The following is a 23,306-nucleotide window of genomic DNA, read 5'->3' as shown; positions in this document are numbered from 1 at the left end:
ATCACTGGGCCTTTTCGGCGGCCAGCTCTTCCAGGTCGATATACCGATTGCCGATTCGCGGATGCAGGCGTCCGCCGTTGGCGGCGCCAAGGACTATGATGATTTCGTCGGCGCGGGGCGAATCTTCGATGTGCATTTCCAGGGTGATGTAGTGCGAGCGCAGCCCTTCATCGTCCTTGTGCATCATCGGAATCTGGATCGACGTACCTGGGCCGCCGCGTTTGTTGGTGAAGCTCAGGTAGCTCTTGGCCTTGACGGCCTCACGGTAATGATTGCCAAAGCGCAGGGTATGGATCACTGCCGAGGCGTGTTCGATTTCACCTTCCGCGCCGACCACTGCAGCCTTGCCGTAGGCCTCGATTCTTTCCGCACCGCCAATCGCATCGGTGAGGCGCTTGACCATCAGCTCGCCCAGTGCAGAGCAGTTGGCGCGGATCTCCGGCTTCAGGTCTTCGACGAAACCACGGCCCAGCCAGGGGTTCTTGATCACCGCCGCCAGTCCGATCATGGTGACCGGTTTGTCGGTGGCTTTGCCGCCCTCGATAAAGGTTTCTTCGGTGTACGTGACGATCTTGCGAATTTCAAAGCTCATGAATGACTCCCGGAGCGAGTAATTTTGTATTTCGTCTGATGGTATACCATAAGATCGAGCATGCAAATCCTTTATTTGCGGCGGCTACCGGGCTTGTCGTTCATCTCATTTACCTCAATCCATACGCGCCCACAGCTCTAGGCTCTGTACGAAAAGTGGCTGCGCTCGGTGATGCTTCGTTAAAAACAGGCTCGGAATGCTCATTTACAACACGTAGACTCCGCTTCCTCGCCTGTTTTTGCCTCGCCTGACCTTCGCTCGCCGACTTTTCGTACAGAGCCTATCTCGCACTCATCGATGACCATTCGTCAGGTGTAAAGGCAATCGCTTTGAACAGGCGCCTTCTGGTTGTGACAGATATTCGGTGAGCCCTAAAAAGCCCTAACGAATTTTTTACTGAGGAGACTCCGAACATGAAAGCCATCGTCTATAGCGGTCCGCGTGACGTCAGTGTCAAAAACGTACCGGATGCGAAGATTCAGAAGCCGACAGATGCGCTTGTCCGAGTGACCTCCACGAATATCTGTGGCTCGGACCTGCACATGTACGAAGGCCGCACGTCGTTCGAGACCGGGCGCATTTTCGGCCATGAGAACCTCGGCCAGGTGATTGAAGTGGGCGCCGGCGTTGACCGCATCAAGGTGGGCGACTGGGTGTGCCTGCCGTTCAACATTGGCTGCGGCTTTTGCGAAAACTGTGAGAAGGGCCTGACCGGTTATTGCCTGACCGCCAACCCTGGCAGCGCTGGCGCGGCCTATGGTTTTGCCGATATGGGCGATCACGAAGGTGGCCAGGCCGAGTTGCTGCGCGTGCCGTATGCCGACTTCAACTGCCTGCTGTTGCCCGAAGATGCCGCCGAGCGTGAAGAAGATTACGTCATGCTCTCGGACATCTTTCCTACCGGCTGGCATGCCACCGAGCTGGCCGGGCTGCTGCCTGGCGAAAGCGTTGCCATCTACGGTGCCGGCCCGGTCGGTCTGATGGCTGCCCACTCGGCAATGATCAAGGGCGCCTCGCAGGTGTTCGTGGTCGACAACCATCCTGATCGTCTGGCCCTCGCGGCGAAGATGGGCGCGACGCCGATCAACTCGCTGGAGCAGGGCGCGGTGGATCAGATCCTCAATCTGACCGATGGCAAAGGCACCGACCGAGGCTGTGAGTGCGTCGGTTATCAGTGCTGCGACCGTCATGGTCACGAGGCCAATCACGTCACCATGAACAACCTCGTTGCCTCGACCAAGGCGACTGGCGGAATCGGTGTCGTGGGCGTTTTCGTGCCGCAGGATCCGGGCGCCAAAAGCGACCTCGCCAAGGAAGGCAAGATGGCCTTCGACTTTGGCTCGTTCTGGTTCAAGGGCCAGCAGATCCGTACCGGTCAGGCCAACGTCAAGGCTTACAACCGTCGCCTCGCCGAGCTGATCCACCACGGTCGCGCCAAGCCGTCGCAGATCATTTCCCATCGCCTGAAGCTTGAAGAGGGCCCTGACGCCTACAAGCACTTCGATGCGCGTGATGAAGGCTGGACCAAGGTAGTGCTCAAGCCAGGTGCGTGATAGCCGCGTTTGACCAGCCCTTTGGTTGAAAGCCCTTGTCCTATCCGCCACAGGCGATCGGCAAGGGCTTCAGCACTTCAGTCAGAACTTTTATTCAGCGAGATTTATTCAGATGAACGAAGAATACCCAAAGCCGCCATTTGCCAGTCAGCCACAGGAAGTTCCAGGCATGCAGGGCAAGATGGACCCCTATCCCGATTGCGGTGAAAAGAGCTACAAGGGCTCCGGACGTCTGCAGGGCAAGATCGCTCTGATCACCGGCGCTGACAGCGGCATCGGCCGCGCAGTGGCGATTGCCTTTGCACGGGAAGGCGCGCAGGTCGCGATCTCCTACTTGAACGAGCATGAGGACGCGCAAGAAACCAAGCGCTGGGTCGAAGAGGCGGGCCGCAAATGCCTGCTGTTGCCGGGCGACCTGGCACAGAAGCAGCAATGCGAAGACATCGTGAGCAAGACCGTTGCAGAGTTTGGTCGCATCGATGTGCTGGTCAACAACGCTGCGTTCCAGATGACGCATGAAACGCTGGACGAAATCTCCGACGAAGAGTGGGTCAAGACCTTCGATATCAACATCACCGCGATGTTTCGCATCTGCAAGGCTGCGGTTCCGCATATGCCACGGGGCGGCTCGATCATCAATACCAGTTCGGTGAATTCGGACATGCCCAAGCCGACGCTGCTGGCCTACGCGACCACCAAGGGCGCGATTGCCAACTTCACCGGTGGCCTGGCGCAGTTGCTGGGCGAGAAGGGCATCCGTGTGAACAGCGTGGCACCCGGCCCGATCTGGACGCCGCTGATCCCGGCGACCATGACCGATGAAGACGTGAAAAGCTTCGGCAGCGAGACACCGCTGGGACGCCCGGGGCAGCCGGTGGAAGTTTCGCCGATCTATGTGCTGCTGGCCTCGGACGAAGCCAGTTACATTTCCGGCTCGCGCTATGCAGTGACGGGCGGCAAGCCGATTCTGTAATTACCCCGACAACGCCTTTTTTGTTGAAACGGTGCCCAGACAGGCACCGTTTTTTCAGGCGTCAATGGCACTCTGTATCTGCACTAGCGGGTACTGTCATTGATCACCTAATTTCCAGGCTGATTCATCCGTGTTTGTGCATATCGGACAGGCTGGCCGGTCGCCATGACCAGCGACGAAAGCGTGTCGGCATTCATCTGCAATAATAAAGTCCGGGTCGTTGTGTTGCTCAAGAACTCTTGTTTTCGCTGTGCCGGGGTGCGCGCATTCTTGGTCAACGCCTGCATGGCGGCTATATAGTCGGCAGGATCAAATTGTTCTTCGTCGGGGCCATGCTGCGAGATTTCTCTTAATGACATTCGGATCTCGCTGGACCACGCCTCGACCTGTGCAGCATCCGCTCCGTCGACGAGGAGCTTGCCAGCATCCGTCAGATAATAAAACGCATCCATCGTATTCAGTTGGACATGGGAGGCCTCATGAATAATGGATCGTGCAACTTCCAGCACATCGTAGTTGGCAAGCAGGGAGGCCGACACCCCAATCCGTTCCACCGATTCCTGAAACTCGCCTTGAAAACGAGTCGATGCGAGAATGTTTTCGGGTCCATTAAAAAGAAACAGCGTCAGATCGGATTCTGGACTGCCGATGCCCTCAATGAGCTCCTGCATCTGCCGTAAGGAATCCTCCACGTCGATACTCGTAGCGGCGCGAGCGCTGGGAGCCAGCGCCCCAAAGGTTGCGTCGAATGCCTCCTTTACGTCTTCACTTGGTGATGCTTTTAACAGCTCGGAACGCGTGAACGTCAATAACGAAACGGCAACATCCCTGGCGGCAAATATTTTAAATTGCTGCTCAGGCTTGAACTCGGAAAGGTCGTCTGCGACGACTGTAAGGGGAACGTCGTGGGGAGCAGCCCCTTGTTGATCAGCAAACCGCAAAGGCGAATTCCTGACAAAACGATATAGATTCATCCCGTCCACTGTGCCCGCCGGATCCGGATTGATCCATCGCTGCAACCACGGCGCGTAATAGCGCAGGCCGTAGTAGTACAGCCCTGTTGCATCGCGCTCCTTGCCAGAATATCGAATGGTTTTATAGCTGGCTTCAATCGTACTGCGCCCTGCCCACCACGACGTACCACCAAACGGGTAGTAACTTTCCTGGCTGATGATGTGCGCGTTTTTATCCAGCTCCAGGGTGCCGGACCCCAGATGATCGGCGAAGCTGTAGCGAACCTGATCGTTTTCAAGTCCTTCAGGCTGACCCGCCTGCCAGTGCAACACCCGGACCTCGTTGCGCCCGGCCTGGGTGACGATAACGTGCAAGGTCTCGGCTGTGGCGCTGTTGCTGTGCACCTCCAGGCCTGGCAAGTAGCGCACTTCGGCATTGTGGACAACGGCTTTCGCCTTGGTCGTATGGATTTTGCGCAGGCGTTGCCCACTGGCGTCGTAGACATAGCGCTCTTTGTCGTCGTCACCCGCTTCCCGAACCACAGGCCGCACTTGCTGCAACTGATTACGCCAGTCCCAGCTCATCGCTTGCCCGGCTTGCAGCTCACTCAGATTGCCATTGGCGTCGAACGCGGCAGCGATGGCTGCTTCATCCGGCGGTTGATCGTTGATGACCGGCAGGCTGCGATTGCTGGTTTGCGAAGTGACCAGAGTGCGCGAGTGGGACTGGGTGCCAGTGTGAGTCAGTTGCAGCAGATTGCCGCTCGCATCATAACGATAGGTTTGCCTGTAATTGGCTAGCTGCGTCGGGTCGGGGGGAACCTGGAATGATGGAAAAACCGGGCCTTGATTGCGTTTCGCGGACTCCGTGCCCGTAGCCTGGATCAACTGATACAGCGTGTCGTATTGATAAGTCGACACCGGTTCAAGGCGCTGATTGCGATAGTACCGCGTCGGCTGAGCGCGATCTTCAATACGCAGGACATTGCCCACCGGGTCGTAGTCATACAGCAGATGTTGCAGCAGTTGGCCATCTGCTCGTGTGCCTTTGAGTTCAATCAGACGGCCATTTGCGGCGTCATGCAACGCCTTGGTCATAACACCGTTGCCAGCCGTTTCCGAGGTTACGTGGCCTTGAGCGTCGTAATCGATCCTGTGAATCAGAATTCGCTCTGTCTGCCCGGGGAGGCTGAGTGAAATGGCCTCGATATGACCTGCCACACTATGGGCAAAGGTCTGGACGTTACGCTGGGCGTCCGTCTGCGAGATGACATCGCCAGGCGGACTGCGTGCCCAGCGCGTAGTTGCGCCTGGACCAGATTCGAGCAAGGCGTCACGTTCTGTCATCGGTTCTGGCCAGTCGACATTTTCGGGATTGAAGAGAAAATGCCGCGTCTGTTCAAGCACGCCACCCGCCAGGGCGAACTCGTCATCCATTCGCGAACCAGCCGGGTCATCATGGCGTATACATTGGCCGCACTGGTTATGGCCTTTGGTATCCGGCCCGCCGTATTGCCGCCGCTCGACGCAGCGTCCGTTTTCAATGATGGCAACGGGTCTGAGCAGGGCGTCATACTGCACGCTCCGCTCAGTCCCACGGCCATCCCGGCTCACCACGACCGCGCCGCTGTCACCGGCCAGCATCAGCCGCCAACCGGCATCGACACTGTCGCTGAGAAGCGCCTGACCACTCAGGGAAAACACAGTGGCAAGATTGACCGCAGCCTGGCTTTCCCAGAGCCTTGCATCCCAGCAGCTGACCGGATGCCCGGCAGCGTCATGAGCTGCGCGGTTTACCAGTCGTTCCGGCGTGTCGATTAACGGGTTGCGCCGAAAATCAATCGCGCGAATCTCCAGACCGCGTGGATCAATGACAGTCAGGCGGGGCGTATGATGATGCAGTGCGGCAGACTGTGCGTTCATGATCCCGTCATCCCTGACTGGTGGCTCGAATCCAGGCTGTGTAAGTTAAATATTGTCGTAAGTGCAGCATAGCGCAGGCCAATGAGACCACGGGGCCCAAACGTGTTGTGGGATTGTCGACGCGCGTCACGACGCGTCGCAAAATCGACGAGCCGTAGCGCTTGGTATTTTTGCCGATGGCCGGTGCTGATCAGCGAGTCTGATCCATCGGCCACACCGTTCCTTTCAGCGACTTATGGAGAAAGTGTTTATGTATCCAGACGTACAGCTTTATATCGATGGTCAGTGGCGCGCCAGTCGCGACAACCGCACGCTGTCAGTCATAAACCCGGCGACGGGCGAGGCGCTGGGCACTGTGGCGCATGCCGGTATCGCCGATCTTGATGAAGCCCTGGCGGCGGCCGAGCGTGGCTTTGCCACCTGGCGTGCGACCTCGGCTTATGATCGCTACAAGCTGATGCAGAAAGCGGCAAACCTGATTCGCGAGCGTGCGGACAGCATTGCCCGAATCATGACGCAGGAGCAGGGCAAGCCTCTGGCCGAAGCGCGCATGGAAACCTTGTCGGCGGCGGACATCATCGACTGGCTGGCCGAAGAGGGGCGTCGCAGTTATGGCCGTCTCGTGCCATCGCGTAACGTGTCCATCGAGCAGAAGGTCATCAAGGAACCGGTCGGTCCGGTTGCTGCGTTCACGCCGTGGAATTTCCCGATCAACCAGGTGGTGCGCAAGTTGTCCTCGGCGCTGGCTGCGGGCTGCTCGATCATCGTCAAGGCCCCGGAAGAGACGCCGGCGTCGCCTGCCGAGCTTATCCGCGCATTCGCCGATGCGGGCGTTCCAGCGGGCGTCATCGGGCTGGTGTACGGCGACCCTGCAGAAATCTCCGGTTACCTGATCCCGCATCCGGTCATTCGCAAGGTCACGTTCACCGGCTCCACGCCGGTCGGCAAGCAGCTGGCCGCATTGGCTGGCAAGCACATGAAACGGGCGACCATGGAGCTGGGCGGCCATGCACCGGCGTTGGTGTTCGATGATGCGGATATCGATCTCGCCGCTCGCGTGCTGGCCACCGCCAAGTTCCGTAACGCCGGGCAGGTCTGTGTATCGCCGACGCGAATTCTGGTGCAGCGCAAGGTGCTGGATGCGTTCACCGAGAAATTCGTCGGGCTGACCCGTGAAATCAAGGTTGGCAACGGTCTGGAGGCGGGCACTACCATGGGCCCGGTGGCCAATGATCGACGTATTCCTGCGCTGGTCGATCTGATCGATGACGCGGTGCGCGGTGGTGCGACGCTGTCTGCGGGTGGCAAGGCTGGCGAAGGACCGGGCTATTTCTTCGAGCCGACGGTGTTGAGTGGCCTCAAGCCGCACATGCGCATCATGAATGAGGAGCCTTTCGGCCCTGTTGCGCTGCTGGTGCCGTTCGACACACTAGAGGAGGCGATCGCCGAGTCCAACCGCGTGCCGTTCGGGCTGGCATCCTATGCCTTCACCACGTCGATGAAGACTGCTCAGGCGCTGAGCACCTATATCGAAGCGGGCATGCTGTCGATCAACCATCAGGGCATCGGCTTGCCGGAAGTGCCGTTTGGCGGGATCAAGGATTCCGGTTACGGTTCCGAAGGTGGCACCGAAGCCATTGAGGCTTACCTGAATACCAAGCTGGTCACTCAATACAACTGAGCGTTGCTCGGGTAAATAAAAACGGTCGCGATGTGCAAGCATCGCGACCGTTTTTCGTTGCCTGTGTGACTCAGTCTCTTGCTTGAATACCGGTCTGTCTCATGACCAGATTCTTTTCCTTCTTGTACTGCAGGGCCACTTCGGGGGCCGGGCCGCTCTGGCCGGTCTCCATCCATTTGCGTATGCGGCTGGCATCGGCGAAGTGCGTGTATTTGCCGAACGCATCGAGAATCACCACTGAAACCGGGCGGTTGGCCATGCTGGTCAGCAGCACCAGGCAGTGACCGGCCTGATTGGTAAAGCCGGTCTTGGTCAACTTGATGTCCCAGTTGTCCTTGCGCACCAGATGATCAGTGTTGCTGAAACCGAGGGTGTAGGTCGGTTTGCGGAACGTCACAGTCTTCTGCTCGGTGGTGCTCAGTTCACTGAGCAGCGGGTATTTGCGCGCCGCCATCACCAGCTTGGTGAGGTCGCGTGCGGTCGACACGTTGTACACCGACAGGCCAGTGGGTTCGACGTAGGCCGTGTGTTTCATGCCCAGCGCCTTGGCCTTGGCGTTCATCGCCAGAATGAACGCCGGATAGCCACCCGGATAGCTGTGCGCCAGGCTGGCCGCCGCGCGGTTTTCCGAGGACATCAGGGTGATCAGCAGCATGTCCCGGCGGTTCATTTCACTGCCGAGTTTAACGCGGGAGAAAACACCTTTCATTTCCGGTGTCTGGGAAATGTTCACCGGAATGACTTCGTCCATCGGCTGCTTGGCATCCAGCACGACCATCGCGGTCATCAGCTTGGTGACCGAGGCAATCGGCACGATCACATCCGGGTTGCTGGAATACAGCACCTTGTCGGTCTGCAGGTCGATGACCATTGCGCTGCCCGAGGCAAGGTGCAGGTTGGAAGGATCACGGCTCAGGACGGCAGGTTCGTTTGCCAGCGTAGGGGTAGAAAGCATGGGGCCGGTAAGTACAAATAATAGGCCCAAAAGAGACAGACGGATTTTCAAGAGCAAGGCTCACTCGATAAAAGGTGGTAAATGGAAGGGATCGCGTCAAAACGCTGCATTTTATGAGCAGACTTTGCCGTATGTCGATGGGCTGGGGTGGGCGTTTGCGCAATAAATGACGCAATCGGTCGTTCATTAAGTTGCCGTTAAGTCGCTTTCTGCTCTGCAACCTGCCAAAAACCGCCTCTCAATTGAATATTCGTGGTGCGCAAGGCCCGCACCGATTAGCATTCCATGCCATTCAGGTCACCGATTCAGGAGTCATGCAATGCTCAAGGGGTTTGTCAGCAAGGATTACGCAGTTCTGGTGATCATCGCGTCATTGATTGTCATTCTGCTGCTGGGGGTCGGCTTTACCTCACGTCCAAGTGACTGGGCGGGCTGGATGCAGGCGATCGGTCTGATTGTCGGGCTGATGGCCGCCGTCGCAGTACCGGGCATCCAGCGCAAGCAGGAAGCGGAACTGGCGCACAAGCAGCTACGTGACCGGGAAGTGGGCTACGCGCGGCGCATGCAGTACCTGTGCGGCGAGCTGAGCGAACTGCAGGGCCGTATCAGCCTCAACCTGACCCATCTGCGCGCCAGTGACCGGCATAGCCTGAAATACACTTTGCAGGATTACCTGCATCGCCTGTTCGAGTCGCATAAACATGACCTGAACGATGACCGTGTGGTGCTGGCTTACGAATTGCGTCAGGTTGCCAATGACCTGATCGATGAACTCGACAGTGGCCGTACCGATCGCGTGGTGTTCATGGCGCTGGAGAAACGCCTGCAGAAACTGGCCCATCGCTGTCAGGTCAACGCGGCCATGGCCGAGCGCGGCTGAGCCTCGTTACCGGCTTTTTCCGTGGCAAAAAAAGCCCGCCTTCAAAGAGGCGGGCAAGGGATGTGCGGAGCAACGCACGAGGTTTGCAGAAGAAGTCAGCTGTTGAGGGGCTGGCACTGCATTTGCCGCGACAGGGCCTCTGCAACAGGCAATGACGCAAACGGGCCGCTGACGGGTTCGCCATCCTGAATCAGGTACCAGCAGGCCAACAGGCCGCGCTCTCTGAGCGGGGCTGGAACTGCGCTACCGACGACGGACATGATGTGTACCTTGGTCATACGTGCCTCCTCAATCCATGGCGCTACTGTAGAGGGCGAGCGGGCAAGTCAGAAATCGACGCTCTCAATAGTGGTCATTGATAACAACGAGGGTTGGGCGCATTGCATTGGCCGCCGATAGTGTGAGCACACCAATGAAAAACCCGCCTGAAAAGGCGGGTTTTTTGTTCTGTTACCAGCGACCGCGTGGCGGGCCGTAGTAATAGCCGGGGCCTGGAGGCGGGCCATAACGATGGTAGTAGCCTGGCGGTGGCGGTGGCGGGTAGCGCTCGACCACCTGATAAACCGGGGCCGGCTGGTAGTAGACAGGCGGCGGCGCGTAGTAGACCGGCTGCTGCTGTACATAAACCGGCTCGCGCTCGACGTACACCGTCCTGTCGCGGCCTGAAGATACCGCCGCCCCGACAACGGCAGCGCCTACGATAGCACCTACCACGGCAGGGCCACCCCAGCCACGGTCAGCATTCGCCTGGCCAGCAAGGGCCAGGGCACCTACAAACAAGGCGATCTTGGGGATTTGACGAATCATGACTGTTCCTCGCTCTCAACCCGTTGTCGCGCGCCTGCATCACTCTCAAGCACTGCCACGGGATAACACTATGACACCGAAATTGTAAGAATCTGCGAAAGTGCTGAGTAAATTTTATGTAAGGTGTGCCGCGTATGTCCTCGCGCTCACTGGTGCGTAGCATACGCTTCTATCGAAGATTCAAGCCATTACCGTCTGGAGGAAACACCCGATGTCCGTCACTGCTAACAGGGAGACATTATTGTGCATGTCCATGGCCGCCCGTCCCGGCAACTTTGGTGTGCGTTTCCATAATCATCTTTACCAGCAGTTAGGCTTGAACTTCTATTACAAGACCTTCGCCCCCAATGACCTTGCCGCCGCCGTGGCCGGCATACGCTCGCTGGGGATTCGTGGCAGCGCAGTTTCGATGCCCTTCAAGGAGGCCTGCATCGAACTGGTCGACGAACTGGACGCCTCGGCTGCCGCTATCCAGTCGATCAATACCATCGTCAACACCGACGGGCATCTGAAGGCGTTCAACACCGATTACATCGCCGTCGCTCAACTGATGGAGAGCCATGCGGTGCCGCGCAGCGCGTTTGCCCTGCGTGGAAGCGGGGGGATGGCCAAGGCAGTGGCGTTCGCGCTGCGCGATGCGGGTTTCACCGAGGGGCTGATCGTGGCCCGCAACGAGCAGGCCGGCCGGCGTCTGGCAGAGGCGTGCGGCTTTCGCTGGCAAGCGGAGCTGGGCAGTGCGCGACCCCCCTTGCTGGTCAACGTCACTCCGTTAGGCATGCAGGGCGCGCAAGCTGACGAACTGTCGTTTGACCTGCAAGCCATCGACGCTGCTGAAACGGTTTTCGATGTGGTGGCTACCCCCGCCGACACGCCGCTGATCCAGGCTGCACGTCGTTTGGGCAAGCGTGTGGTGAGTGGTGATGAAGTGGCGGCGATCCAGGCACTGGAGCAGTTTGTGCTCTATACCGGCGTGCGCCCGACCGACGAGCAGTATCAGCAGGCTGCAGCCTTCGCAAAAGCCGGCTAGTCGTCAGGTCGTCAGGTCGGGCAGGGCGCGTTCCAGTCTGGCCAGGCGTTCTTCAAGGGCCGCGACCCGTGCCTCCAGTTCATCGATACGCGAGTTGGCCGCCGGGCTTGCAGAATGTCGCTCCGGTGCCTGTTGGCGAGCGGCAAGCAGTTCCTGCAGCGATTCCGGGTCACCGAGCAGATGCATGTAACGGTCTTCGCGCTGGCCCGACTGGCGCGGCACGAGCATCGCCAGGCCTCTGGCGATCAGGCGTTCCAGCTGGTGGATGACCTGCTCGCTGTCCTCGAAATCATGCATGCGGTTACTGCGGGTCAGCAGCTCGTTGACGGTCTGCGGCCCGCGCAGCAGCAACAGGCCAGTGAGTATCACCTGCGCCGGGACCAGCTCCAGCCCCTTGTCGACCCTGTGCTCCCAGCGATCGGCGCGACTGCCCATGACCAGCCGCGTCAGACCGCGGCCTTCCAGGGCACGCAGGCTCTGGCCGACCTGACCCTGGGTGAGGTTCATGACCGGGTCACGACTGGTCTTCTGGTTGCAGGCCGTCACCAGTGCATTGAGGGTCAGCGGGTAGGTTTCCGGGTTGGTCGCCTGTTTTTCGATCAGGCAGCCCAGAATGCGCACTTCAGTGCCGTTGAGTTGTAACGCCTCGGTATTCGGGGAGGATTCGGTGGAGGACGATTCGATGGACATGACGCTTCCCTGAGTGATGGCGGTGGATCAGCGTAGGGCGTGGCGGACATTATTGCCAGCGTCTGCTGCACGGATCTGCAGGGGCGCTGAAAAGTGTCACGGCGTTTGGCGTCGTGTGGGTCTATAATTGCGCCTTTCTCAATCAGGATATGTCATGTCTATTTCCCTGTACGCCGCTTCCATTCCTGTCTTTCAGCAAATGCTCAACGCGCTGAGCGACGTTCTGACCAAAGCCGAAGCTTACGCGACCGAGAAGAAAATCCAGCCACCAGCCCTGCTGCAGGCGCGTCTGTTCCCGGACATGCTGCCGTTTACCCGTCAGGTGCAGATCGCCGTCGATTTTGCCAAGGGTGCGTCGGCGCGCCTGGCAGGCGTCGAGATCCCGCAGTACGATGACACCGAAACCACCTTTGCCGAGTTGCAGGCACTGCTTGCCAGGACACTCGCGTTCATCGGCAGCATCACTCCTGATCAGGTCGACGGCAAGGAAGGCATCGAAATCGTCCTGCGCCCCGGCACTGAAAAGGAAAAACGCCTGAACGGTCAGGCCTATCTGCTCAGCTACGCCTTGCCGCAGTTCTTCTTTCACGTCACGACTGCCTACGATCTGCTGCGCCATAACGGCGTTGAAATCGGCAAGCGCGATTTCATGGGCAAGTTCTAAACAGTGCGGGGCTGAGACCTGGTTGATGGTCTCGGCCCCCGGCGTTATACACAAAGCCAACTGACTATCGTGCCAATGCTCCGCGTTGGCATGCATTGGGTGACGCTGCGCGTCACACATCTGCAGTCTTGCGCGGTATCAAGCGCAAAGGCGTCGCAGGCACTGCTTCACAAAATGCATGCCAGTGCGAAACATTGGCGTGACAGTCATCTTCAAGCTACTTTAATCCCCCTCCCGCAGGCCGCGCTGTTGCAGCGGGCTCTGTTGTTGTTCTGGAGTATTCATGTTGTTGCCCATCCTTCTGCTGTCAGCCGCCGGGTTTACCGTGCTGACCACAGAATTCGTCATCGTCGGTCTTTTGCCAGCGGTTGCCCGCGACCTGAATGTCACGGTCTCCCAGGCAGGTCTGCTGGTGACGCTGTTTGCGTTTACCGTCGCCGCCTTTGGTCCTTTTCTGACCGCCTATTTTTCGCGCTTCGAGCGCAAGCGCCTGTTTGTCAGCATCCTGGTGCTGTTCGGCTTTGCAAATGTCCTGGCGGCGCTGGCGCCCAATATCGCCGTGATGGGGATCGCCCGGCTGATTCCTGCGTTGGGGTTACCGGTGTTCTGGGCGCTGGCCAGCGAGACCGCCGTGGACATTGTCGGTCCGCAGTTCGCAGGCCGGGCAATTGCCAGGATCGGTTTCGGCATCGTTTGCGCCACGGTATTCGGCATTCCCATCGGCACCCTGATCTCCGATGCCTTCGGCTGGCGCACGGCCTTTCTGGTTCTGGCCGCTCTGGCGTTCGCCAAGGCACTGTTGCTGACGGTCTATCTGCCGAAGACGGCTGCCAGGCAGAACCCGGTATCGATCCTTAAGCAGTTCGGCATCTTGCGCAGCCGGATGATGCAGGGGCACGTGCTGCTCTCGGTGCTGGTGTTCAGCGGCATGTTCACGGCCTATACCTATCTGGCGGACATGCTCGAGCGTCTTGCCGGTTTCGACGGCGCTCTGGTGGGCTGGTGCCTGATGGGCTTTGGCGCTGTCGGCTTGCTGGGCAACTCGCTGGGCGGGCGCATGGTCGACCGCCATCCGTTGATTGCCAGCCTGGTGTTCTGCGCATTCATGGTGGTTGGCATGGTCGCGGTGGTGCCGAGCATCCATTCGGTGGTGGCCTTGCCACTCGCGCTGGCGGTCTGGGGTATCACCCAGGCGGCCTTGTTTCTGGTCAGTCATGTGCGGTTGATCAAGGCCGCGCCGCAAGCGCCTGCGTTCGCGGCGTCACTGAACATCGCTGGTGCCAACCTCGGCATTGGCATCGGCGCGGTGATCGGCGGCAGGGTCATTGATCACCTGGGGCTGGGCAACGTCGGTTTTGCCGCTGCGGGCATCATTGTGCTGGCGATTGTGCTGGCGCTGCTGTTGATCAAGCGTGATCCGGGGCCGCTCCCGGCTTAGCCAGCATCGGTAAACAGCTGATTCCGAGCACTTTCGGCAATGGCGACGACGCCGGGGTGCTTGACCTTGCGCTCCACGGTGATGGCGTAGAACGATTCGGTCACCGCATCAGTATGGCCAATCACTTGTACGCCATACTGGTTCTGCACTTCGTCGGCGATCACGCTGGGCGCCACGAACACGCCGCTGCCGGATTTGCCAAACGCCTTCATCAGTGCGCTGTCATCGAATTCGCCGATGATGCGTGGCTGAATGCCCTGTTCGGCAAACCAGCGCATCAGTCTGCCTCGAACCACGGTCTCCTGACCCGGAATCAGCAGCGGTGCTCCATGCATGCACTGCGGAAAATTTGTCCCGATACGCTCCGCCATTTCACGCGTGGCGAAAAAACTGACCCCGCATTCTCCCAGCTTCTGGCTGTAGCCCTTGATGTCCAGATGCGGCGGCATGGGGCTGTCGGAAATCACCAGGTCCAGACGCTGGATGGCCAGGTCTGCCAGCAGTCGTTCCAGCTTGTCCTCGCGACAGGTGATGCGAATGGACTCATCCAGCGTCATGGTCGGGGCAATCAGGCGGTAGACAATGGACTTGGGCACGACGTCGGCCACCCCAATGCGCAACAGCAATTGCTGTTCATCCGGCTGTGAGCGCAACAGGTTTTCCAGGTCATTGCCCAACTGAAACATCTGTTCGGCATAGGGCAGGGCGAGGCGGCCTGCTTCGGTCATTTCCAGCTGCCGACCGACGCGCTGGAACAGATCGACCCCAAGCGACGCCTCGAGCAGGCTGATCTGCCCGCTGACAGTCTGCGCGGTCAGATTCAGCTGTTCGCAGGCGCGCACGATGCTGCCGGTCTTGGCCACGACCCAGAAGTAGTGGAGTTGGCGGTAATTGAGCATAATTTCAGCCGATTCGGTAAAACCGAAGTATACGACTTATAAAATCGAATTTTCCTTATGTTTCAAGATGTCTAGAATCCGCTCCAACGCCGGGCTGAACATGCCGCCCGGCTTCACAACCGAGGAGCCCATGAACAAAGCCCTTTACGCTGTATTACTGAGCGGTTCGCTGCTGGTAGTGGCAGGGTGCGATCAGCTAGAGTCTTCCACCAAGCATGTGGTGAACGCCGCAGCTGACAGTGCAAAACAGGTGGTCGATGACACCCATAAAGCTGCGACCCAGGCATTGGACGACGCCAGGCAGGAACTTTCGTTGCAGGAATCACCAGCAAACTCGGCTGAAACCGAAAACACGTCTGATAAAGAAATCTGACTTATAACTATTGGCGCAGGCAGGGCAGTGATCTATGGAATACCTATTGGAACTCGCGACAAGTCCGGCAGCCTGGATCGCGCTGGCGACACTGGTGGTGATGGAAGTCGTACTGGGCATCGATAACCTGATTTTCATCTCGATTCTCACCAACAAGCTGCCTGAACAACAGCGCGAGAAGGCTCGCAAGCTGGGTATCGGCATGGCGCTGGTGATGCGCCTGGGTCTGCTCAGTACCGTTGCGTACATCGTGCAGCTGACAGAACCGGTTTTCGAGGTATTCGGCCAGGCGTTCTCATGGAAGGACATGATCCTGATTGCCGGTGGTCTGTTCCTGGTGTGGAAGGCAACAACGGAAATTCACCACAGCATGGACATCAAGACCGAGGAGGAGAAAGCCCTGGGTTCGGTGGTGATGTTGAGCATGAGCGCGGCGATCGTACAGATCCTGATGCTGGACCTGGTGTTCTCCATCGACAGTATCATCACTGCCGTGGGCATGACCGAACACCTGCCGATCATGGTCATCGCGGTAATCTCTGCTGTCGTGGTGATGCTTGTTGCAGCCAACCCGCTGGCGAAATTCATCAACGACAACCCGACGGTGGTCATGCTGGCGCTGGGCTTCCTGATCATGATCGGTATGACACTGATCGCCGAAGGTTTCGGCGCCCATGTGCCCAAGGGGTACATCTACGCGGCCATGGCTTTCTCGGCAGCCGTTGAAGCCTTGAACATGCTGGTACGCAGGGCAAGACGCAAGAAAGCCGGTACCCAGGTGTCCACGCACTGATAACTGGCGAAGCGGTAGAAAAGGTCGGCCCTGGCAACAGGGTCGACCTTTTGCATTCAAGGTGCGGGCAAATACGCAGAGGAGGGCAGATCAGCTAAGCGCTGCTCATACTCTGTAAATCAGTTTGCGGCGACAGCGGGGGCCTTGATGTGTTTTGCAAGTACAGCCGGTTGTACCGCACGCGGCTCGACGCTGCGCGGCTGATGATGGCGACGGGATATACGCATCACCCCCCACAGCATCGCGCTGGCGACGGCAAGCCACGAAGCGATCAGCATCACTATTGTCAATTCCAGGCTCATAAGTGCCTCCACATTCCTGCTTTTGTTGCGGTCTTGATAACTGACAGTCTAGTACGGGGCATGTTTCGGTTAATTGACCAGTGGCATCGGGCTATGAATTATTTTCGCCATTCCGTTGGGCTGGGAGCCGCGCGCGGCTATCCCCGAGACCCGGTCAGCTCTATCATCGGTGCTCAGGTCGGGTCGCGGGTTGCCCGACAACAGTTGAAGTGGGTGAACATGCTGTCGGTTTCTTTCTTTACCGGTACTTCCGGTGCACTGCGTTCATGGCTGATCGGGGCCATGCTGATTGGCCTTACCGGTTGTTCATCGATGGTTACGCCGGAGATGAAGCGCCTTCCTGACCGGGTCGAGCTAACTTCGGTGCCGTTCTTCCGGGGTAATGCCTATCAAAGCGGGCCGATGGTGCTGGCAAGCATGCTGGCCAACCAGCAGGTGCAGACGACGCCTGGTTTGCTCGACAAGCCGCTGCAATTGCCGGGTGCCGAGGACCGGCTCGAGCAGAACATGCAGAAGGTCGCGCGTGAGTACGGTTTCATGGTGTACCCGCTTGATGGCCAGTTACAGGACCTGCTGACTCAGGTCTCGGCGGGCTATCCGGTGATGCTGCGTTTTGCCCAGGGCTCTGTACTGTGGAAAGGGCCACGTTATGCGGTGCTGATCGGTTACAACCGCATCAAGGAGACCGTGCTGCTCAACGCAGGCATGGACCGTCGCTATTCAATGAGTTTCAGCAGCTTTGCGTCGGCCTGGAAAGACGCGGGCAGTTGGGCGGTGCTGATCCAGTCGCCCCGGCAGTTGCCAGCCAGCGTCGATGCGCAGCGCTGGTTGCAGGCGGCCGAAGCATTATCGACATCAGGACAGGAACAAGCGGCGGGCGAGGCGAAAAGAACGCTGGCACGCGGCGTTAAATGAACTCAACGCGGCAGGAACAAAAACGGCACCGAGAAGGTGCCGTTTTACGTTCAGCGAGCTTAGAAACCGAGTCGGTCACGCAGGCTGTAATACCACGCGCCCAGCGCAGTCAGCGGGGTGCGTAGCATCTGCCCGCCGGGGAACGGGTAATGAGGCAGGTCGGCGAATGCATCGAAGCGTTCGGCCTGCCCGCGCAGGGCTTCGGCCAGCACTTTGCCGGCCAGGTGCGTGTACGTCACGCCATGCCCGCTGCAACCCTGCGAGTAATAGATGTTGTCGCCCAGCCTGCCAACCTGCGGCAGGCGAGACAGGGTCAGCAGGAAATTGCCGGTCCACGCGTAGTCGATCTTCACGTCCTTGAGTTGTGGGAATGCCTTGAGCATCTTCGGGCGAATAATGGCTTCGATGTTGGCCGGATCTCGTGCGCCATACACCACGCCGCCACCGAATATCAGGCGTTTGTCGGCGCTGAGACGGTAGTAATCGAGCAGATAATTACAGTCCTCGACGCAGTAGTCCTGCGGCAGGAGTGTCTTGGCCAGTTCATCGCTCAACGGCTCGGTGGTGATCACCTGAGTGCCGCACGGCATCGACTTGGCCGCCAGCTCCGGGACCAGATTGCCCAGGTAGGCATTGCCGGCCACGATAATGAACTTGGCCCGGACCCTGCCTTGCGCCGTATGCACCACAGGATTTGCCCCGCGCTCGATACGAATGGCCGCTGATTGCTCATAGAGGGTGCCACCCAGCGTCTCGACAGCGGCGGCTTCACCCAGCGCCAGGTTGAGGGGATGAATATGCCCACCGGTCATGTCCAGCAACCCGCCGATGTACTGATCACAGGCCACAACTTCATTGATCCGGCGCTTGTCCATCAGCTCGAGGCCGGTATGCCCGTAGCGCTCCCAGAGCCGCTGCTGGGCCTCGAGATGCGCCAGCTGCTTGCTGGTCAGCGCTGCGAATACACCGCCATCTTTCAGGTCGCACTGAATGCCGTAACGGGAAACCCGATCCCGAATGATCGATGCGCCTTCGAAGGCCATCTGCCCGAGCAATTGCGCCTGGCGTGGCCCCACGGTTCGCTCGATGACATCGATGTCGCGGCTGTAGCTGTTGACTATCTGCCCGCCATTACGCCCCGATGCGCCAAACCCGACCTTCGCCGCTTCCAGCATAGTGACCCGAAATCCGTTTTCCAGCAGAAACAGAGCGCTGGACAAGCCTGTGTAACCGGCTCCGATGACACACACGTCAGTTTCGACTTCGCCCTGCAGCACGGGACGTTCCGGGGCAGCATTGGCTGAAGCCGCGTAATAGGACTGCGGGTAGGGCGTGTTTGCCATCCTGAGACTCCGTTTAATATTCTTGACGATGGCGGCAATCGTACCCGAGATGTAAAAGCTCTGCCAGCAGCAGGCAAAAAGGGCCGTTGCCTGTTGATTGGCAAAAAACGCTGTATTTCATAGGGTTAGCAAAAAAACAGATTGACAGGTATTCGCATATCCGTAGAATGCCGACCCACAGCAGGCACGTAGCTCAGTTGGTTAGAGCACCACCTTGACATGGTGGGGGTCGTTGGTTCGAGTCCAATCGCGCCTACCAGACAAAATCCGCTCTGCTGGGCGGTAAGAAAAGGGTCAGCCGAGAGGCTGGCCCTTTTTGTTTTGCTGTCAGTTGCCAATGATCGAGTAGACGCGCGTGTTGCGCAATCCTCCCTGAATACTCATCCGATCCTGTCTAAGTGTGCCTTCGTACTCAAAACCGACCCGCTCGGCGAGTCTCTGGCTCGCCAGGTTTCTTTCATCCATTGTCAGAAACACGCGATTAGCCATCAAGTTGTCCAGCGCATAGCTGACCAATGCTGCAACGCCCTCACTTATCAAGCCGGCGCCAAGGTATTGAGTTCTGCCCCAATAGCCTACTTCAAAGCTTCGCAACTGCCAGTTGGCATTATGCAAGCCGCTGCTTCCTACTAATGCGCCGTTGTTTTTCAGAAAGAGAAGAGCCCTGAGATCCTCATTCAGGAGGAACCGGGCGTAGGCATGGCGGCAGATCAGTTCGGACTGATCGATACCAGGAGTCGGCGTTGCCCAGGCCAGCCATTTCTGCAAATGCTCGGCCGATTCGGCAACAGCCTGATTAAACACGATGCCGTCACCTGGCTTTGCAACGCGAATCAACAGGCGCTCTGAGTAGATTGGACGCTGTCATCGACAATGCTCATGTGTCAGTACTTTAAGCCCTCTTTAGTGTCGGCCTTGCACGGTTTCCAGTCAGGCGTCGGGGGCGGGCCTGGGATGTTTTTAATGATAATGACGATCCCGTCACTTCCCACTCTTGCATAGCGATTCGTGATAGCGGCCCCGTCTGCGGAGGCTGATTTGCTTTCATTGTTGCTCTGAACCGAGCCTGAGCCGTTATCAACCACCAGTGCGGACACTTCATCGTCCATGATTTTTCTCCTGAGTAACGCATAGTTCGACGCCTATGACGCTAGCAAGGCTATTGCGGCCGGATGATGAGTGATACTGGTAAATGTGCTAGGTAAGGTTTCGAAAGGTGCGTGAACACAAGAAGGCCGCTCGATCAGCGTGCTGGAAAGACGAAAGGAATCCGATGGCACGTGATCAGTGACAGGAGCCTTAAAAATTTCACGTATTCAGCGAGTTACTGCAAAAAAGCGTTTGACAGGCAATCGAATATCCGTAGAATGCCGACCCACAGCAGGCACGTAGCTCAGTTGGTTAGAGCACCACCTTGACATGGTGGGGGTCGTTGGTTCGAGTCCAATCGCGCCTACCAAACAAAATCCGCTCTGCTGGGCGGTAAAAAAAGGGTCAACCGAGAGGTTGACCCTTTTTTGTTGTGCTTGCCTTAGCTGTAGCAAGTGCCAGCTCTTGTGCCAACGCGAGCATTGGCACAAGAGGGCAAGCAGCCTCAGGGGATCAGGCGGTCACGGCGCAGCTTTTCAAACACGTCGAAGAACGCGTCGTCACTGGCCTGAAATGCCGTGAAACCCAGTTTGCGGCTTTTCGACATGTCGGTGACCACCTCGATCGGGCGGCCAAGGTCGGCATCGCTGTGCCATGGCGAAATCAGGCGGTTGATGTCACTTTCCTTGAGCTGATGCTCGCGGACAATGTCATCCCAGATTGCTTGATCGTTGGCCATCTGCGTTTCCAGCGGGGCAGGCTCGCTCGGGAAATCGGCTGGTTGCAAGCCGAAGTATTCGGCGATCTGTCCCCACATCCAGCTCCAGCGGAACACATCGCCGTTGGTGATGTTGAACGCCTGATTGGCCGCTGCAGGTGTGGTCGCAGCCCACAGTTGCTGGCGGGCCAGCTGACGCGCATCGGTCATGTCGGTCAGGCTGTCCCACTGCACGCGTGAACCCGGGAACACGAAAGGTCGGCCGGTGGCTTTACAGATCGAGGCGTAAACGGCCAGGGTCGTCGCCATGTTCATCGCGTTGCCGACGGCGACACCGGTCACGGTGTGCGGGCGATGGACGCTCCAGGTAAAGCCATCCTTTTCGGCGGCAGCGAAGACTTCGTCTTCCTGGGCGTAGTAGAAGTTCTCGATATCCAGGCGCGCCTGCGATTCCCTGAACGGCGTTTGCGGCAGGGTGCCTTTGCCATATGCTTCGAACGGGCCGAGGTAATGCTTGAGGCCGGTCACCAGCGCAACATGCTTGACACTGCCAGCGGGCCGCACAGCGTCCAGCACGTTGCGCACCATCGCAGCATTGACGCGGATGTTTTCTGCTTCAGTGGCCTGACGCGACCATGTGGTGATGAAAACGTGGGTGGGCTTTACATCAGCCAGAGCCGCACGCACGGAATCCGGGTTCTGCAGGTCTGCAGCTACCGGGATTACACCGGGCCGCGCTGACGGGCTACGGGAGAGGGCGGCAACCTGCCAATCGTTTTCCAGTAACAACTGCGTGATTGCGCTGCCGACAATGCCACTTGCGCCAACAACCAGGGCGGTCTGAGTCATAGGGGTCTCCTGAGACGGGGAAGAAAGTAATGAACCGTCTGCTGTCTCAGAACCGAATCAGGCCATACCGTTCAACCTTATTGTTCCGATTACCCTGTGACGTGGCTCCGGGAGCCGGAGACGTCTTCTGGCTGATTGGCATACGACTTGACGATGGTCTTGGTCGCACTGCTGGCCTTCAGGTCGTCAAGTTTCTGCGGCGCAAGCCATTTGCAGGCGGCAATTTCGTTCTGCGGCGATGGATCGCTGGAGGCTGGAACCTGGGTGGTGAAAACGTAGTGGGTCACCTGATCCTTCTCATACACATCAAGGTACAGAAGGTTAAGGTCAGTAAGCCCGGTTTCCTCGCACAGTTCACGCACTGCGGCCTGGAAGGGCGTTTCACCCGCTTCTATCTTGCCGCCGGGCAACGCCCAGCGGGATTTCGGTTTGCGCACGTAGAGGACCTGGCCGTCACGTTTGCAGATGACTGTCGCTCGTTGTTTCATAATCCATTCACCTGTTGAACGTCCGTTGACATGAGTATCTGCAAGGAGTGCGTGAACTTGAGACTCAAAGACAGTCAGTAGTAGTCACCAAAATGTAATAAATAGTTCATTTCGGAGGGCGGGCCGCTCTGGCCGTAAAGGGAAGCGGCCAGAGCGGGGCGCGCAGCAGGCGGGTTACCGATGCCTGCAATGAGAGTCCTGCAACCAGAGTATGGACATCAGTGGGCGATTGATGGCGATCGGTTCACCGGGGGCGACGTACGGCATGTCGAAGCGCAGCCGTCCATGGCTGCCAGGTGCGCATCAGGCAGCATTCGAGTCGGCAGCCGCCTCCTGCTTGAGGCTGTCCATGTCGATGACGAAGCGATACTTGACGTCGCCCTTGAGCATCCGCTCGTAAGCCTCGTTGATGTCCTGCATGGCGATCACTTCAATGTCGGAAACGATGCCGTGCTCGGCGCAGAAGTCCAGCATTTCCTGGGTTTCCTGAATGCCTCCGATCAACGAGCCGGCCAGGCTGCGACGCTTGAAGATCAGGTTGAACACTGCGGGTGACGGATGCGGTTCTGCCGGCGCGCCAACCAGTGTCATGGTGCCGTCGCGTTTGAGAAGAGACAGGAAGGCGTCCAGGTCATGCGGCGCTGCGACCGTGTTGAGGATAAAGTCCAGGCTGTTGGCCTGAGCGGCCATCTGTCCCGCGTCCCTGGATACGACCACTTCGTCGGCGCCCAGACGCAAGCCATCTTCGCGCTTGTCGGGGGAGGTCGTGAACAACACCACATGGGCGCCCATGGCGTGGGCGATCTTGACGCCCATGTGGCCGAGGCCGCCAAGCCCGACAATGCCGACTTTCTTGCCGGGGCCGACCTTCCAGTGGCGCAAGGGGGAATAGGTGGTGATACCTGCGCACAACAGCGGCGCGACGGCGGCCAGGTTGGCATCATGTGAGATGCGCAAGACGAACTTTTCCTTGACCACTATCTTGTCGGAGTAGCCGCCGAATGTGTTCTCTCCGCCAAATACCGGTCCATTGTAGGTGCCGGTGAAGCCGCTCTCGCAATATTGCTCGTCGCCCTCGGCGCACGATGCACATTGCTGGCAGCTGTCGACCATGCAGCCGACGCCAGCCAGGTCGCCGACCTTGAATTGCTTGACGTCGGAGCCGACCGCCGTGACCCGGCCGACGATTTCGTGACCCGGAACAGAAGGATAGAGTGTGTTGTGCCACTCATTGCGCGCAGTATGCAGATCGGAGTGGCACACGCCGCAGTACAGGATGTCGATCTGAACATCGTCAGCGCCGGGCGAGCGACGTTCGAATTGATGGGGCTTGAGTGTGTCCTGAGCCGATTGCGCTGCGTAGCTGTATGTCTTGACCATTACTGTCACCTGTTCAATGGG

Annotated in this window: 24 protein-coding genes and 2 tRNA genes; 12 read left to right on the top strand and 14 right to left on the bottom strand. The window is 58.5% G+C overall.

Going from position 1 to position 23,306, the window contains the following annotated elements:
• Position 1: 1 nt before the first annotated feature.
• Positions 2 to 592, bottom strand: coding sequence for an amino acid synthesis family protein (locus KBY02_RS07845; protein WP_057457943.1), 591 nt, complete (start codon positions 590 to 592; stop codon positions 2 to 4).
• Positions 593 to 1,005: 413 nt separating this feature from the next.
• Between KBY02_RS07845 and KBY02_RS07840 the strand changes: the two genes are divergently transcribed.
• Together KBY02_RS07840 and KBY02_RS07835 are read left to right on the top strand one after the other, a co-directional pair.
• Positions 1,006 to 2,145 (top strand): glutathione-independent formaldehyde dehydrogenase, encoded by a 1,140-nt coding sequence (locus KBY02_RS07840; protein ID WP_003405501.1) that lies wholly within the window; start codon positions 1,006 to 1,008, stop codon positions 2,143 to 2,145.
• A 112-nt stretch (positions 2,146 to 2,257) separates the two neighbouring features.
• Positions 2,258 to 3,118 (top strand): SDR family oxidoreductase, encoded by an 861-nt coding sequence (locus KBY02_RS07835; protein WP_011267661.1) that lies wholly within the window; start codon positions 2,258 to 2,260, stop codon positions 3,116 to 3,118.
• Positions 3,119 to 3,225: 107 nt separating this feature from the next.
• On the opposite strand, the gene KBY02_RS07830 is transcribed toward KBY02_RS07835, so the two are convergent.
• Positions 3,226 to 5,994, bottom strand: a complete 2,769-nt coding sequence (locus tag KBY02_RS07830; protein ID WP_104653132.1) for an RHS repeat domain-containing protein — start codon at positions 5,992 to 5,994, stop codon at positions 3,226 to 3,228.
• A 250-nt stretch (positions 5,995 to 6,244) separates the two neighbouring features.
• Here KBY02_RS07830 and KBY02_RS07825 point away from each other — a divergent pair, with 250 nt between their 5' ends.
• On the top strand, positions 6,245 to 7,675 hold the full coding sequence (locus tag KBY02_RS07825; protein ID WP_024659730.1) for an NAD-dependent succinate-semialdehyde dehydrogenase: 1,431 nt from the start codon (positions 6,245 to 6,247) through the stop codon (positions 7,673 to 7,675).
• Between the two features lie 70 nt (positions 7,676 to 7,745).
• Here KBY02_RS07825 and pbpG read toward each other — a convergent pair whose 3' ends face one another.
• Entirely contained in the window at positions 7,746 to 8,681 is a 936-nt protein-coding gene (pbpG, locus tag KBY02_RS07820; protein ID WP_032611021.1) for a D-alanyl-D-alanine endopeptidase, read from the bottom strand.
• Between the two features lie 268 nt (positions 8,682 to 8,949).
• Between pbpG and KBY02_RS07815 the strand changes: the two genes are divergently transcribed.
• A complete protein-coding gene (locus KBY02_RS07815) occupies positions 8,950 to 9,510 on the top strand; it encodes a hypothetical protein (protein ID WP_003405490.1) in 561 nt (186 codons plus the stop codon).
• Positions 9,511 to 9,605: 95 nt separating this feature from the next.
• Here the strand turns inward: KBY02_RS07815 and KBY02_RS07810 are convergent, their stop codons facing one another.
• On the bottom strand, positions 9,606 to 9,788 hold the full coding sequence (locus KBY02_RS07810) for a hypothetical protein (protein WP_003405489.1): 183 nt from the start codon (positions 9,786 to 9,788) through the stop codon (positions 9,606 to 9,608).
• A 172-nt stretch (positions 9,789 to 9,960) separates the two neighbouring features.
• Complete coding sequence (locus tag KBY02_RS07805) at positions 9,961 to 10,317, bottom strand: hypothetical protein (RefSeq protein ID WP_003410180.1); 357 nt, start codon at positions 10,315 to 10,317, stop codon at positions 9,961 to 9,963.
• A gap of 211 nt (positions 10,318 to 10,528) precedes the next feature.
• Between KBY02_RS07805 and KBY02_RS07800 the strand changes: the two genes are divergently transcribed.
• A complete protein-coding gene (locus tag KBY02_RS07800) occupies positions 10,529 to 11,344 on the top strand; it encodes a shikimate 5-dehydrogenase (RefSeq protein ID WP_225650144.1) in 816 nt (271 codons plus the stop codon).
• A gap of 3 nt (positions 11,345 to 11,347) precedes the next feature.
• On the opposite strand, the gene KBY02_RS07795 is transcribed toward KBY02_RS07800, so the two are convergent.
• Positions 11,348 to 12,034, bottom strand: coding sequence for a YceH family protein (locus KBY02_RS07795; RefSeq protein WP_096135601.1), 687 nt, complete (start codon positions 12,032 to 12,034; stop codon positions 11,348 to 11,350).
• A 154-nt stretch (positions 12,035 to 12,188) separates the two neighbouring features.
• On the opposite strand from KBY02_RS07795, the gene KBY02_RS07790 reads away from it, so the two are divergent.
• Both KBY02_RS07790 and KBY02_RS07785 read left to right on the top strand, forming a co-directional pair.
• On the top strand, positions 12,189 to 12,698 hold the full coding sequence (locus tag KBY02_RS07790) for a DUF1993 family protein (RefSeq protein WP_003405482.1): 510 nt from the start codon (positions 12,189 to 12,191) through the stop codon (positions 12,696 to 12,698).
• 283 nt (positions 12,699 to 12,981) lie between these two features.
• Complete coding sequence (locus KBY02_RS07785) at positions 12,982 to 14,136, top strand: MFS transporter (RefSeq protein ID WP_116886502.1); 1,155 nt, start codon at positions 12,982 to 12,984, stop codon at positions 14,134 to 14,136.
• Here KBY02_RS07785 and nhaR read toward each other — a convergent pair.
• On the bottom strand, positions 14,133 to 15,035 hold the full coding sequence (gene nhaR / locus KBY02_RS07780) for a transcriptional activator NhaR (protein WP_003405479.1): 903 nt from the start codon (positions 15,033 to 15,035) through the stop codon (positions 14,133 to 14,135). The two genes, KBY02_RS07785 and nhaR, sit on opposite strands and share 4 nt — an antisense overlap.
• Positions 15,036 to 15,165: 130 nt before the next feature.
• Between nhaR and KBY02_RS07775 the strand changes: the two genes are divergently transcribed.
• Together KBY02_RS07775 and KBY02_RS07770 are read left to right on the top strand one after the other, a co-directional pair.
• A complete protein-coding gene (locus KBY02_RS07775) occupies positions 15,166 to 15,408 on the top strand; it encodes a hypothetical protein (protein ID WP_225650132.1) in 243 nt (80 codons plus the stop codon).
• Positions 15,409 to 15,442: 34 nt separating this feature from the next.
• Positions 15,443 to 16,201: a TerC family protein gene (locus KBY02_RS07770; RefSeq protein WP_225650131.1), complete on the top strand. Its 759-nt coding sequence runs from the start codon at positions 15,443 to 15,445 to the stop codon at positions 16,199 to 16,201.
• Positions 16,202 to 16,320: 119 nt separating this feature from the next.
• On the opposite strand, the gene KBY02_RS07765 is transcribed toward KBY02_RS07770, so the two are convergent.
• Positions 16,321 to 16,503 carry a hypothetical protein gene (locus KBY02_RS07765; protein ID WP_024651461.1) on the bottom strand — a complete coding sequence of 61 codons (183 nt, stop codon included), beginning with the start codon at positions 16,501 to 16,503 and terminating at the stop codon, positions 16,321 to 16,323.
• 219 nt (positions 16,504 to 16,722) lie between these two features.
• On the opposite strand from KBY02_RS07765, the gene KBY02_RS07760 reads away from it, so the two are divergent.
• The gene (locus KBY02_RS07760) at positions 16,723 to 17,418 is read left to right on the top strand and encodes a hypothetical protein (protein ID WP_057457478.1); all 696 of its coding nucleotides are present in this window, start codon (positions 16,723 to 16,725) and stop codon (positions 17,416 to 17,418) included.
• Between the two features lie 59 nt (positions 17,419 to 17,477).
• On the opposite strand, the gene KBY02_RS07755 is transcribed toward KBY02_RS07760, so the two are convergent.
• Positions 17,478 to 18,761, bottom strand: coding sequence for an NAD(P)/FAD-dependent oxidoreductase (locus tag KBY02_RS07755; RefSeq protein ID WP_225650129.1), 1,284 nt, complete (start codon positions 18,759 to 18,761; stop codon positions 17,478 to 17,480).
• 182 nt (positions 18,762 to 18,943) lie between these two features.
• Here KBY02_RS07755 and KBY02_RS07750 point away from each other — a divergent pair.
• Positions 18,944 to 19,020 (top strand) — tRNA-Val (locus tag KBY02_RS07750).
• 68 nt (positions 19,021 to 19,088) lie between these two features.
• Here the strand turns inward: KBY02_RS07750 and KBY02_RS07745 are convergent.
• Positions 19,089 to 19,598, bottom strand: a complete 510-nt coding sequence (locus tag KBY02_RS07745) for a GNAT family N-acetyltransferase (protein ID WP_225650127.1) — start codon at positions 19,596 to 19,598, stop codon at positions 19,089 to 19,091.
• A 47-nt stretch (positions 19,599 to 19,645) separates the two neighbouring features.
• Complete coding sequence (locus KBY02_RS07740) at positions 19,646 to 19,870, bottom strand: hypothetical protein (RefSeq protein ID WP_024651457.1); 225 nt, start codon at positions 19,868 to 19,870, stop codon at positions 19,646 to 19,648.
• Positions 19,871 to 20,143: 273 nt separating this feature from the next.
• On the opposite strand from KBY02_RS07740, the gene KBY02_RS07735 reads away from it, so the two are divergent.
• Positions 20,144 to 20,220: transfer RNA gene (locus KBY02_RS07735), tRNA-Val, on the top strand.
• A 135-nt stretch (positions 20,221 to 20,355) separates the two neighbouring features.
• Here KBY02_RS07735 and KBY02_RS07730 read toward each other — a convergent pair.
• The 3 genes from KBY02_RS07730 to KBY02_RS07720 form a co-directional block, all read right to left on the bottom strand.
• Complete coding sequence (locus KBY02_RS07730; RefSeq protein WP_024641985.1) at positions 20,356 to 21,417, bottom strand: SDR family oxidoreductase; 1,062 nt, start codon at positions 21,415 to 21,417, stop codon at positions 20,356 to 20,358.
• An 89-nt stretch (positions 21,418 to 21,506) separates the two neighbouring features.
• Positions 21,507 to 21,905: an NUDIX hydrolase gene (locus KBY02_RS07725; protein ID WP_024641984.1), complete on the bottom strand. Its 399-nt coding sequence runs from the start codon at positions 21,903 to 21,905 to the stop codon at positions 21,507 to 21,509.
• A gap of 303 nt (positions 21,906 to 22,208) precedes the next feature.
• A complete protein-coding gene (locus KBY02_RS07720; protein ID WP_024641983.1) occupies positions 22,209 to 23,285 on the bottom strand; it encodes an NAD(P)-dependent alcohol dehydrogenase in 1,077 nt (358 codons plus the stop codon).
• Positions 23,286 to 23,306 lie beyond the last annotated feature (21 nt).

This window comes from Pseudomonas sp. P129, from assembly GCF_020312195.1.
In the GTDB taxonomy this organism is placed as follows: domain Bacteria; phylum Pseudomonadota; class Gammaproteobacteria; order Pseudomonadales; family Pseudomonadaceae; genus Aquipseudomonas; species Aquipseudomonas fragariae.
This window is presented reverse-complemented; position numbering and strand designations above follow the sequence as displayed.

Coding starts and splice junctions, on each gene's coding strand:
- KBY02_RS07845 (WP_057457943.1), bottom strand. CDS start 592: ATGAGCTTTGAAATTCGCAAGATCGTCACGTACACCGAAGAAACCTTT.
- KBY02_RS07840 (WP_003405501.1), top strand. CDS start 1,006: ATGAAAGCCATCGTCTATAGCGGTCCGCGTGACGTCAGTGTCAAAAAC.
- KBY02_RS07835 (WP_011267661.1), top strand. CDS start 2,258: ATGAACGAAGAATACCCAAAGCCGCCATTTGCCAGTCAGCCACAGGAA.
- KBY02_RS07830 (WP_104653132.1), bottom strand. CDS start 5,994: ATGAACGCACAGTCTGCCGCACTGCATCATCATACGCCCCGCCTGACT.
- KBY02_RS07825 (WP_024659730.1), top strand. CDS start 6,245: ATGTATCCAGACGTACAGCTTTATATCGATGGTCAGTGGCGCGCCAGT.
- KBY02_RS07815 (WP_003405490.1), top strand. CDS start 8,950: ATGCTCAAGGGGTTTGTCAGCAAGGATTACGCAGTTCTGGTGATCATC.
- KBY02_RS07810 (WP_003405489.1), bottom strand. CDS start 9,788: ATGACCAAGGTACACATCATGTCCGTCGTCGGTAGCGCAGTTCCAGCC.
- KBY02_RS07805 (WP_003410180.1), bottom strand. CDS start 10,317: ATGATTCGTCAAATCCCCAAGATCGCCTTGTTTGTAGGTGCCCTGGCC.
- KBY02_RS07800 (WP_225650144.1), top strand. CDS start 10,529: ATGTCCGTCACTGCTAACAGGGAGACATTATTGTGCATGTCCATGGCC.
- KBY02_RS07795 (WP_096135601.1), bottom strand. CDS start 12,034: ATGTCCATCGAATCGTCCTCCACCGAATCCTCCCCGAATACCGAGGCG.
- KBY02_RS07790 (WP_003405482.1), top strand. CDS start 12,189: ATGTCTATTTCCCTGTACGCCGCTTCCATTCCTGTCTTTCAGCAAATG.
- KBY02_RS07785 (WP_116886502.1), top strand. CDS start 12,982: ATGTTGTTGCCCATCCTTCTGCTGTCAGCCGCCGGGTTTACCGTGCTG.
- nhaR (WP_003405479.1), bottom strand. CDS start 15,035: ATGCTCAATTACCGCCAACTCCACTACTTCTGGGTCGTGGCCAAGACC.
- KBY02_RS07775 (WP_225650132.1), top strand. CDS start 15,166: ATGAACAAAGCCCTTTACGCTGTATTACTGAGCGGTTCGCTGCTGGTA.
- KBY02_RS07770 (WP_225650131.1), top strand. CDS start 15,443: ATGGAATACCTATTGGAACTCGCGACAAGTCCGGCAGCCTGGATCGCG.
- KBY02_RS07765 (WP_024651461.1), bottom strand. CDS start 16,503: ATGAGCCTGGAATTGACAATAGTGATGCTGATCGCTTCGTGGCTTGCC.
- KBY02_RS07760 (WP_057457478.1), top strand. CDS start 16,723: ATGCTGTCGGTTTCTTTCTTTACCGGTACTTCCGGTGCACTGCGTTCA.
- KBY02_RS07755 (WP_225650129.1), bottom strand. CDS start 18,761: ATGGCAAACACGCCCTACCCGCAGTCCTATTACGCGGCTTCAGCCAAT.
- KBY02_RS07740 (WP_024651457.1), bottom strand. CDS start 19,870: ATGGACGATGAAGTGTCCGCACTGGTGGTTGATAACGGCTCAGGCTCG.
- KBY02_RS07730 (WP_024641985.1), bottom strand. CDS start 21,417: ATGACTCAGACCGCCCTGGTTGTTGGCGCAAGTGGCATTGTCGGCAGC.
- KBY02_RS07725 (WP_024641984.1), bottom strand. CDS start 21,905: ATGAAACAACGAGCGACAGTCATCTGCAAACGTGACGGCCAGGTCCTC.
- KBY02_RS07720 (WP_024641983.1), bottom strand. CDS start 23,285: ATGGTCAAGACATACAGCTACGCAGCGCAATCGGCTCAGGACACACTC.